This window comes from Collinsella aerofaciens ATCC 25986, assembly GCF_964239575.1.
GTDB lineage: Bacteria > Actinomycetota > Coriobacteriia > Coriobacteriales > Coriobacteriaceae > Collinsella > Collinsella aerofaciens_BQ.
On record NZ_CAXSQQ010000036.1, the window covers coordinates 1 to 8,233 of the forward strand.

Here is an 8,233-nt window from a genome sequence, read left to right on the forward strand (position 1 = left end):
CCCGTCACGGGTCAATCTGCAGTGCGGCCCGAACCCCGTGAGGGCCGGCGCCTTTAGACGCGTGCCGGAAATCCAAGCGTTATACCCTAAGAGCAAACCACCCCTTTTAGGGGTGGTTTTGATTAAAGAAAAATCAAAAAAATCTGAAATAGTTCTTGCATAGTTAGTTATATAAAGTATTATAACGTCATGGGATGAATGAAGGGTTCATCCAAGTGAGTTAGGAGTAAGGGATGTTCAATTTCGATGAGCCTCGTTACGAGAAGGTTGTGAGCGATGCCCTCGCTCTCCGTCCTCAGATTGAGGCTGCCGTGGACAAGGTCTGCGAGCAGGGTTATTCCAACATCTTCTTCATCGGCTGCGGCGGCACCTGGGCCCACACGCTCCCGATGAAGTATTGGGTCGAGACCACCACGGCCGACGTCGACGTCCACTGCGAGATTGCCGCTGAGTTCCTCGCATGCCCGCCCAAGACCTTCAACAAGGACTCGGTCTGCGTCTTCTCCACCCGTACCGGCACCACCCCCGAGATCATCGAGGCCGCCAAGTTCTGCCAGGAGCAGGGTGCCCGCACGCTGATGTATGTCTCCAACGACAACACCCCGGCCACTGAGTACGCCGATTACAAGTTCTTCAGCTTCGCCGAGGACGACGTTCTGTGCGAGGCCATCTACACCTACCAGATCACGCTGGTCGCCCGCTTCCTCAAGAACGCCGGCGCCTTCCCCAAGTACGACACCTTCATGGAGGAGTTCGGCAACATCGCTCCGTACCTCATCAAGGCCAAGGACGCTCAGGACGAGCGCTGCGCCGCCATGGCCGAGGACTTCAAGGACACCGATTACCACATGGTGATTGGCTCCGGCATGCTCTGGGGTGAGGCCTACGACTACGCTATGTGCATTCTCGAGGAGATGCAGTGGATCAAGACCAAGTCTATCCACGCCGCCGAGTTCTTCCACGGCACCATCGAACTCTGCGAGGAGGGCACGAGCCTCATCATGCTCTACGGCGAGGACGACACCCGTAAGCTCATGGACCGCGTGGACAACTTCACCCACATGCTCGCCGACGAGAAGGGCGTCCATGTCCGCGTGAACAAGTTCGACACCGCCGAGGTCGAGCTGCCGTTCAGCGACCCCGAGTTCCGCAAGATCGTCTCCCCGATGGTCACCTACACCATCACCGAGCGTCTGAGCTGCCATCTCGAGCACGTCCGTAACCACCCGCTCACCACGCGTCGTTACTATCACCAGATGAACTACTAATCCTCTCAAATTGCTGCGGTTGTCTGCAGGCGAGCTGCGCAGAATGCCTCGCCTGCAGACCTGTTTCTGGGGTTGATCGAAATGGTTGTCCAGTATCTTCTAGTTGCACTGGTCGCATTTATTGCATCCATGGACGAGCAATTATTTGGCATTACGATGCTTGGTCGTCCGCTGTTTACGAGCCTGTTCGTTGGCTTGATCCTTGGCGATGTCCAGCAGGGCGTTATCGTCGGCGCTGCTTTGGAGTCCATGTTCATGGGCGCCATCATGGTCGGCGCGGCGGTTCCTCCCGAGGTCTATGCCTCCGGCGTGCTTGGCTGCGCGTTTGCCGTCATTACGGGTACGGGCACGGCAACTGCCGTCGCACTCGCCCTTCCCGTCTCCGTCTTCCTTCAGGTGTGGCGCAACTTCTGCTACGCCGTTCCGGGTGCCTTTGCCTGCAAGAAGATTGAGACCGCTCTGGCAAATCGTGATCTTGCCAAGGCGAATCTGTACCATCTGACCATCGTGCCGCTGTCGATTGGCATTCCGTCTGCACTGCTGGTGTTTTGCTCGCTGTTCTTTGGTGCCGACCTCATCAACAATGCGCTTAACGCTATTCCGCAGTTTGTGATGGACGGCCTCAACGTTGCGTCCGGCGTCATGGTCTGCATCGGCTTCGCTCTTCTTATTAGGACCATGGGCGACAACAAGCTGCTTCCTTGGCTGTTCCTGGGATTCATTATGGTCATCTACCTCAAGATGGACGTTATCGGCGTCGCCGCAGCTGCCATTTGCGTCGCACTGCTCCTGGCCTTCCGCGAGGGCTCGTCCGGTCCGCAGACGGTTGCTGCAGATGAAGAGGAGGACTTCTAATGGCTACCCAGAACACCGACCTCAAAGAGGCCAAGAAGGACGCGATTATGAGCCCCGATATGTATCGGAGCATGTTCCTTCGCCAGTTTACGAGCCAGTGCTCGCAGTCGTACGACAAGATGATGGCAATGGGCTTCATGTACACCATTCAGAAGCCCCTGCGAAAGATCTATCCCAACGACGACGATTACTATGCGGCGCTTGATCGCCATACCGAGTTCTTTAACATCACGCCTCATGTGCTTCCGTTTGTAGCCGGCCTAACGGTTTCGATGGAAGAGCAGGCGGCTGCCGATAAGAACTTCGACACGTCCTCGATTAACGCCATGAAGGTCGGCCTCATGGGACCGCTTTCCGGCATCGGCGATTCGTTCTACTGGGGTACGTTCCGCGTGGTCGCCGCCGGCATTGGTATTGGCATCGCGTCGACGGGCAACCCGCTCGGCCCCATCGTGTACGCGCTCATCTACTCCGTGATTAACTTTGCAACGCGTATCGTCGCCGCCCATCTGGGTTACGACCTGGGAACCAAGTTCCTGCAGCAGTCCGAAGAGAACAACCTTATGTCTCGCATGACGCATGCTGCCGGCGTTCTCGGAATGACCGTCATTGGCGCGATGATTGCGGCACAGGTCTCGCTGTCCACGGCTTTGACCTTTGACGTGGGTGGTTCGGAGATTGTCCTGCAGGATCTGTTCGATTCAATCTTCCCCGGTCTGCTGCCCTTGCTGGCAACGTTCGCTTGCGTTGCCCTGTACAAAAAGGGTGTCAAGACCATTTGGATTATTATTGGCATCTTCGCGATCTGCATCATCGGAACGGGCTTGGGAGTGTTCGCAGCGGCGTAATGTTGACCGCTATGCTCGCGCGTTGGATAACTAACTGACCGTTTGAAAACGGGGCTCGGCGTAAGGCCGGCCCCGTTTTTTGTTTGACGGATTTTCCGACCGTCCAAAAATTCACGCTCGCTCATCACCCACGTATCTCTCATCTCTCATTCGTCACTAATATGAGAGATAACTGAAAGACGAGAGATAAATATGAGAGATAACTGATCAGCAAAGAGACAAGCAATCATGGTATTGTCTCAATAATGATTGTTCTACCAGCAAAAACATGTTTAAATGAAACAGATGGCAGACATCTTATCTTTCATCTCTCACTTATCTCTAATATGAGAGATAGGAGTAAGATGAGAGATAATTACGAGAGATAACTGAGAGACGAAGGAAATCTATTCGCGGCATTCTCCGTCGGGCCGAGCGAAAGGACATGCAGATGAACGAAAACGAGCTGACCGGTCTGCTCGAGTCTTTAAAGCGCATGGGCTCGGACGATCTTAACGTCGAGGTCAAGGAGAGCGCCACGACGCTTTCCCGCGACGTATGGGAAACGGTTAGCGCATTCGCGAATACCGCTGGCGGAATTATCGTGCTCGGCGTGAGCGAGCGCGCGGGCTTTGTCCCGGTTGAGAACTTTGAGACCGAGAAGGTGCTCAACCAATTCGTAGCGGGCATGGGCGATGCCGGCGGTCGCGGAAAACTGGCCAATCCGCCCAAATACACCATTGAGCGCGTGGAGCTCCAGGGCACCGTGGTTCTGGTCATCACAATTGAGGAGCTCGACCCGTCGAGCAAGCCTTGTTATGTCATAGAGCGGGGCGCTCAAGGCGGCAGCTACAAACGCATCGATGACAAAGATGTTCCGCTTTCGTCGACCGAGGTCCTGTCCTTGTCGTCGTATGAGCGGACGAGCTCCAGTGATCGCGATGCAGTGCCCGGTGCGGTCGCAGGCGATCTTGACGAGGCCCTGGTCGACCGCACGATAGAGCGTGCTTTCTCGCTGACACCCCGGGCAATGCGCGGCGCGCCGGACAAGAAAACGAAGCTGGAGCGCCTGAATTTCCTCGACTCCCAGGGCAATGTTACTAAGGCCGGGCTCCTGGCTGCGGGTGCCTATCCTCAGCAGTTCTATCCTAAGCTCTTTATCGATGTGGCGGTCTATGCCGGAACGCAGAAGGGCGCGGCGGGGTCGTTGAGGTTCATGGACCGTACAATCTGCGAGGGAACGTTGGGCGAAATGATCTCGGATGCCGTCGCGGCAGTCGCCAAGAATTTGCGGCGAACCTCGATGATCCAAGGCGTCTCGCGTGTCGACTCGCTGGAGATTCCCGAGGAGGTCCTGCGCGAGGCAATCGCCAACGCCGTAATCCACCGAGAATACGGAGATCGGTTCTGTGGGCAGTCGATCGCTGTTGACGTCTTTGATGACCGTATCGAAGTGACGAACCCCGGCGGCCTATACGGAGGAAAGACTCGCGAGAACCTGTTTGACGGCAGCTCCCGATGTCGCAATGCGACGCTTGTGAAACTGATGTCGATTGTTCCGCTGCCGGATGGTGCAGGTTCGCCGGCTGAGGGCAATGGCTCAGGCATCCCGATGATGTTCGACGCCATGCGCGCGCATGGTTTGTCGGAGCCTCTGTTTTGCCCTGGTTTTGACCGGTTTAAGGTTGTCCTCTATCGCTCAAAGGTTGAGCAGGTCGATCATGGCGGGGACCTGATCATGGCGGCCCTCAAGCGCTATGACGAGTTGGGAACGCGCGAGCTGGCAGAATGCACGGGACTCACCGTCTCCCAGGTTAGGGTACGCGTCAATGCGCTCATCGCACAGGGCGAGCTTGAACCTACGGCGTCGGCGACGAGCCGCAACCGCAAGTATCGACTGTCGGAGCGCGTGGGATAGATGCGTTAGTGGACGAGGCGACCCAATAATCGACCCTCGATTGGCGTCCATTAAGGTAAAGCGGTTGTTGCCCAGTCGACGGTGATGCTAAAGACTCGGCTTACGCCGGCATGGCCCCGAACCCGTCTATCAGGAACAGCCTGAGAACCAGCTTGATGACATTTCCCGGTTTGACTTCTGCCGCGTCAAAGACGTGGCGCTCGGCGAGCTCGCTGCAGTATGCATAGATGTCGCGGATAAGGTCCGCGCCCGAGAGCGTAAACATGTAGCCTGCGTCCGAAAGCGCATTGGGCGCGGCAGGCAACTTGGCCATGTGACAGAACGTTTGCAGGTCGGGCGCCATAACGTTCTGGTAGTCGAGGTGGCCGTTGGCATCCTGCGCGGCAAGCTCCAATTGGCGCACAAAATCCAGCGCCGCCGCTAACACAAAGCTCGGCGTAGGCGCATTGACGTCCTGAGTGGTCGCCACAAGCCTGCCCGCCGCCTGCGTGACAAGCCAAGCGACCTCGCGCTGGCAACGCACGGCCTTGCGCGTAACCGGCTTGATGGACGAAGAAGAAACGCTCCCCTTAGGCGGATTCGAAGCAGCCATAAGACCCTCCCATGAACGACCCGGCCCAACAAGCCCGGATGAAACACGTGCTACATCAGTATACAGGGAAGTGGGGTAGCGGGGTACAAGCACGCCAGCGGCAAACCGAGAGCATCAACGATGTGCCGATCGCGGAATGAGATCTCGTAATAATTGACTCTCGGCCATATTATTGAGGGGCATGACTCGCGTTCGTATGGTTGTAGGTGCTGGCGATGAACGACATTGACCTTGCTGTTCCGTTGATGGATGGACCAAGCTATGACCGCGCCTGCAGTCTCGTGCCTTCCGAATACGTTGAGGCATGGGAGTGGTTTCTGGGTGAGGAACAGCGCGGCGGCGTTTGGACCAGCCTTCCGCACCACACCAAAGAAGATAGCCCTCAGTATCAGTACCGTTTGAGAATTGGCTCGGACTTCTTTCCCGTAGCGCGGGATTCAGGGATCTTCTGGCCGGGCCAGGATCGGGTGAAGCAAGATCCCAATAAGATCTTTGCGCTTTCGGTCCATAACTCTAAAAAGAGCTTCTACACCGATGTGCCTCCGCTCTATTTGGATGACGGTACGTGGGTCATTAAGTATTCGGTCCAAGCGCCAGGCGCCGTTGGTTCTCGAGACCAGAATTACAACCGTAAAATGCTCAACTGCATGGAATGTGGCGTCCCAGTCGGAGTCATATTTGCAACCGAGGTGGGCTATAAGGTGCTCGGCCTTGCGTTTGTTGAGCGGTTCGAGCCCGAAAACGGATGGTTTGTTCTGCACGGTCCTGTTCATAAAGGCGGACCGGACCCTCGTTTTGCGCCCGACATGAGTTATCTGAAGCACATACCCGTCGATATTGAGTTTGCCGGACAGGGTGTGACCGACGACGAAAAGGTCCGCTATGCGTTAAGGCGCGAGCGATTGGGGCAGCAATGGTTCCGCAAGCAGCTCGTTGCCGCCTATGATGGCCGTTGCGCGGTGTCGGACTGCGGCGTCAGCGAAGCTCTGGAGGCTGCACATATCGAGAATTACTCGGGACCCAAATCGCAGGTTGCCAGCAACGGTATTCTGCTTCGGCGCGATCTTCATTCCCTATTTGATGCTCACCTGATTTCGTTTGAGCCTGTTTGCGGCGAATATCGGCTGTGCGGATCGTACCTGCTGGATAAGACCGACTACGCTTCCTTTGCGGGTGCGACGCTAAGGCAGCCGAATGAGCGTCAGTGGCGACCCGATACGGTGTTTCTTGAGGCCCATCGCATTGAGTTCGATCGCTCGGAAAAGAAGCGTGAAAAGGCGGGGCTTCTGCCGTATTAGCGTATTTGGCTTTGGCATTCTTTGACGATCGTGTTGTTTGATCGGATCGCGTGGCGATGCAATCTCGCGCCCGCCCGCCGGTGCATGCTCTTCCTGATTTGTATAGCGAGAGGGGAGCGTGTATGAGCTGGCGAGGCGATATTGCGATGGGGAAGTACGGAAAACTGCCGTGTGCCCTTATAGACAACAATATGTTTCCGAGCGTAGAGGTTGATTGCGGGTCGTTTGTCGTCACCTGCCCTTGCTGCGGCTCGCAAATACCGTGTCTCGACATTCGGTTTATCGATGCGCGCGACAGACTCAGCGACGAAGTGAGAAAACGGACAGGCGTTCATATGCCGGTGTATCCGGAGAAATGCCCTGTTTGTGGCCTCGATATCGTGTACGACGCCGGCGACGAGGGATAGGTGATGCGGAGGAGTTGGCTGTGAGTGTCTTTTGCCTCTACAAATAAATCCCCTCACCGAGTTGCTTGTGGAACTCGGCGTGATGGTCGCGTGCCCAGGTAAAGAGCGCCTGGTCAAAGTCGGTACGCGTGGCCGGGACGCCAAAGACGCCGGCAACTTCGACGCGTATAAACTCCAGTGCCGGCAGCTTGTTGATGGCAGTGAGGGCAAACGGGGACGAGGGCTCCTCGAACAGATAGCGGCTGCCTTGCAGCGCGTCGCAACTGGTGCACGTGTTGCCGAGCGACGGGGCTTTGGAGGCTCGCGCGCCTACGGGCTTGTAGCCGCAGCGCTTATGAAGGTAGTCGCGGATCTCGCCCGGCACGCAGCCAAGAGCGGGCACGATGGCGAGTGCGTTGGCGTTGGCCGTGTCGATGGCAATGTACCTGGCTTCGTTGGGCGCGTGCGCGATGGCGATGCTCTCGTCGTTATCGGTTCGATAGGGAATGCCGAAGGCCGCGACCGAGGTCTCTTTGTGACACTTCCAGCACTCGCGCTTGCCCAGTACTAGATATATATACGGCGCTGAGGGGTCGGATCGGTCAACACCGGGCAGCCACTCGGCAAAGGGCTCGGGGTTGACGCCGCTGGGTACATACCAGATCTTCTTGGTCCGGTCCCATTTGGCGCCCAGCGCCTTGGCTTCTTCTTTGTGCGAAAAGGGGACATCGAGCTCGGTGCGCATGGCGGCTCCTTGGTGCTGCAGGTGCAAGTGGCTCAAGGATACCGCAGGGCGCAGACATCGCGGCGTTTTGTCGAGAAGTTGCGGCTCGGATGGGTTCGAGACGCGTTGGTCTCGGCCTCGGTGGCTATTGGGGCGGTTTTGATTGACTGCGGGGTCAGCCGGGATAGGCGCTTGGGTCGCTGACGCGGTTTTGCGCATGGGCGGGGTGGTTGTTTGGGCGGTTGGAGCTGCCAGCGGATTTGGCGGCATAAAACAAAACAGCCCAGAGACATAGCCTCTGAGCTGCGAACATTTGGTGGGCGTTAGAAGATTTGAACTTCTGACCTCTTCCGTGTCAGGGAAGC

7 protein-coding genes are annotated in these 8,233 nt (G+C 56.9%); 5 read left to right on the plus strand and 2 right to left on the minus strand.

The window, feature by feature from the left end:
• Window positions 1-233: 233 nt before the first annotated feature.
• From ACESUZ_RS09690 to ACESUZ_RS09705, 4 genes are all read left to right on the plus strand, one after another.
• On the plus strand, window positions 234-1,268 hold the full coding sequence (locus tag ACESUZ_RS09690; RefSeq protein WP_022094037.1) for an SIS domain-containing protein: 1,035 nt from the start codon (window positions 234-236) through the stop codon (window positions 1,266-1,268).
• A gap of 81 nt (window positions 1,269-1,349) precedes the next feature.
• The gene (locus ACESUZ_RS09695; RefSeq protein ID WP_373199834.1) at window positions 1,350-2,123 is read left to right on the plus strand and encodes a PTS mannose/fructose/sorbose/N-acetylgalactosamine transporter subunit IIC; all 774 of its coding nucleotides are present in this window, start codon (window positions 1,350-1,352) and stop codon (window positions 2,121-2,123) included.
• Window positions 2,123-2,971, plus strand: a complete 849-nt coding sequence (locus ACESUZ_RS09700; protein ID WP_320676563.1) for a PTS system mannose/fructose/sorbose family transporter subunit IID — start codon at window positions 2,123-2,125, stop codon at window positions 2,969-2,971. The genes ACESUZ_RS09695 and ACESUZ_RS09700 overlap by 1 nt, the downstream gene beginning before the upstream one ends.
• A 430-nt stretch (window positions 2,972-3,401) precedes the next feature.
• On the plus strand, window positions 3,402-4,868 hold the full coding sequence (locus ACESUZ_RS09705) for an ATP-binding protein (protein WP_373199836.1): 1,467 nt from the start codon (window positions 3,402-3,404) through the stop codon (window positions 4,866-4,868).
• Window positions 4,869-4,968: 100 nt separating this feature from the next.
• On the opposite strand, the gene ACESUZ_RS09710 is transcribed toward ACESUZ_RS09705, so the two are convergent.
• Entirely contained in the window at window positions 4,969-5,460 is a 492-nt protein-coding gene (locus tag ACESUZ_RS09710; RefSeq protein WP_195245854.1) for a hypothetical protein, read from the minus strand.
• Window positions 5,461-5,675: 215 nt separating this feature from the next.
• Here ACESUZ_RS09710 and ACESUZ_RS09715 point away from each other — a divergent pair, with 215 nt between their 5' ends.
• On the plus strand, window positions 5,676-6,758 hold the full coding sequence (locus ACESUZ_RS09715; protein WP_373199839.1) for an HNH endonuclease: 1,083 nt from the start codon (window positions 5,676-5,678) through the stop codon (window positions 6,756-6,758).
• 444 nt (window positions 6,759-7,202) lie between these two features.
• Here the strand turns inward: ACESUZ_RS09715 and ACESUZ_RS09720 are convergent, their stop codons facing one another.
• The gene (locus ACESUZ_RS09720; protein ID WP_195239533.1) at window positions 7,203-7,889 is read right to left on the minus strand and encodes a DUF5710 domain-containing protein; all 687 of its coding nucleotides are present in this window, start codon (window positions 7,887-7,889) and stop codon (window positions 7,203-7,205) included.
• Window positions 7,890-8,233 lie beyond the last annotated feature (344 nt).

Coding starts and splice junctions, on each gene's coding strand:
- ACESUZ_RS09695 (WP_373199834.1), top strand. CDS start 1,350: ATGGTTGTCCAGTATCTTCTAGTTGCACTGGTCGCATTTATTGCATCC.
- ACESUZ_RS09705 (WP_373199836.1), top strand. CDS start 3,402: ATGAACGAAAACGAGCTGACCGGTCTGCTCGAGTCTTTAAAGCGCATG.
- ACESUZ_RS09700 (WP_320676563.1), top strand. CDS start 2,123: ATGGCTACCCAGAACACCGACCTCAAAGAGGCCAAGAAGGACGCGATT.
- ACESUZ_RS09720 (WP_195239533.1), bottom strand. CDS start 7,889: ATGCGCACCGAGCTCGATGTCCCCTTTTCGCACAAAGAAGAAGCCAAG.
- ACESUZ_RS09710 (WP_195245854.1), bottom strand. CDS start 5,460: ATGGCTGCTTCGAATCCGCCTAAGGGGAGCGTTTCTTCTTCGTCCATC.
- ACESUZ_RS09690 (WP_022094037.1), top strand. CDS start 234: ATGTTCAATTTCGATGAGCCTCGTTACGAGAAGGTTGTGAGCGATGCC.
- ACESUZ_RS09715 (WP_373199839.1), top strand. CDS start 5,676: ATGAACGACATTGACCTTGCTGTTCCGTTGATGGATGGACCAAGCTAT.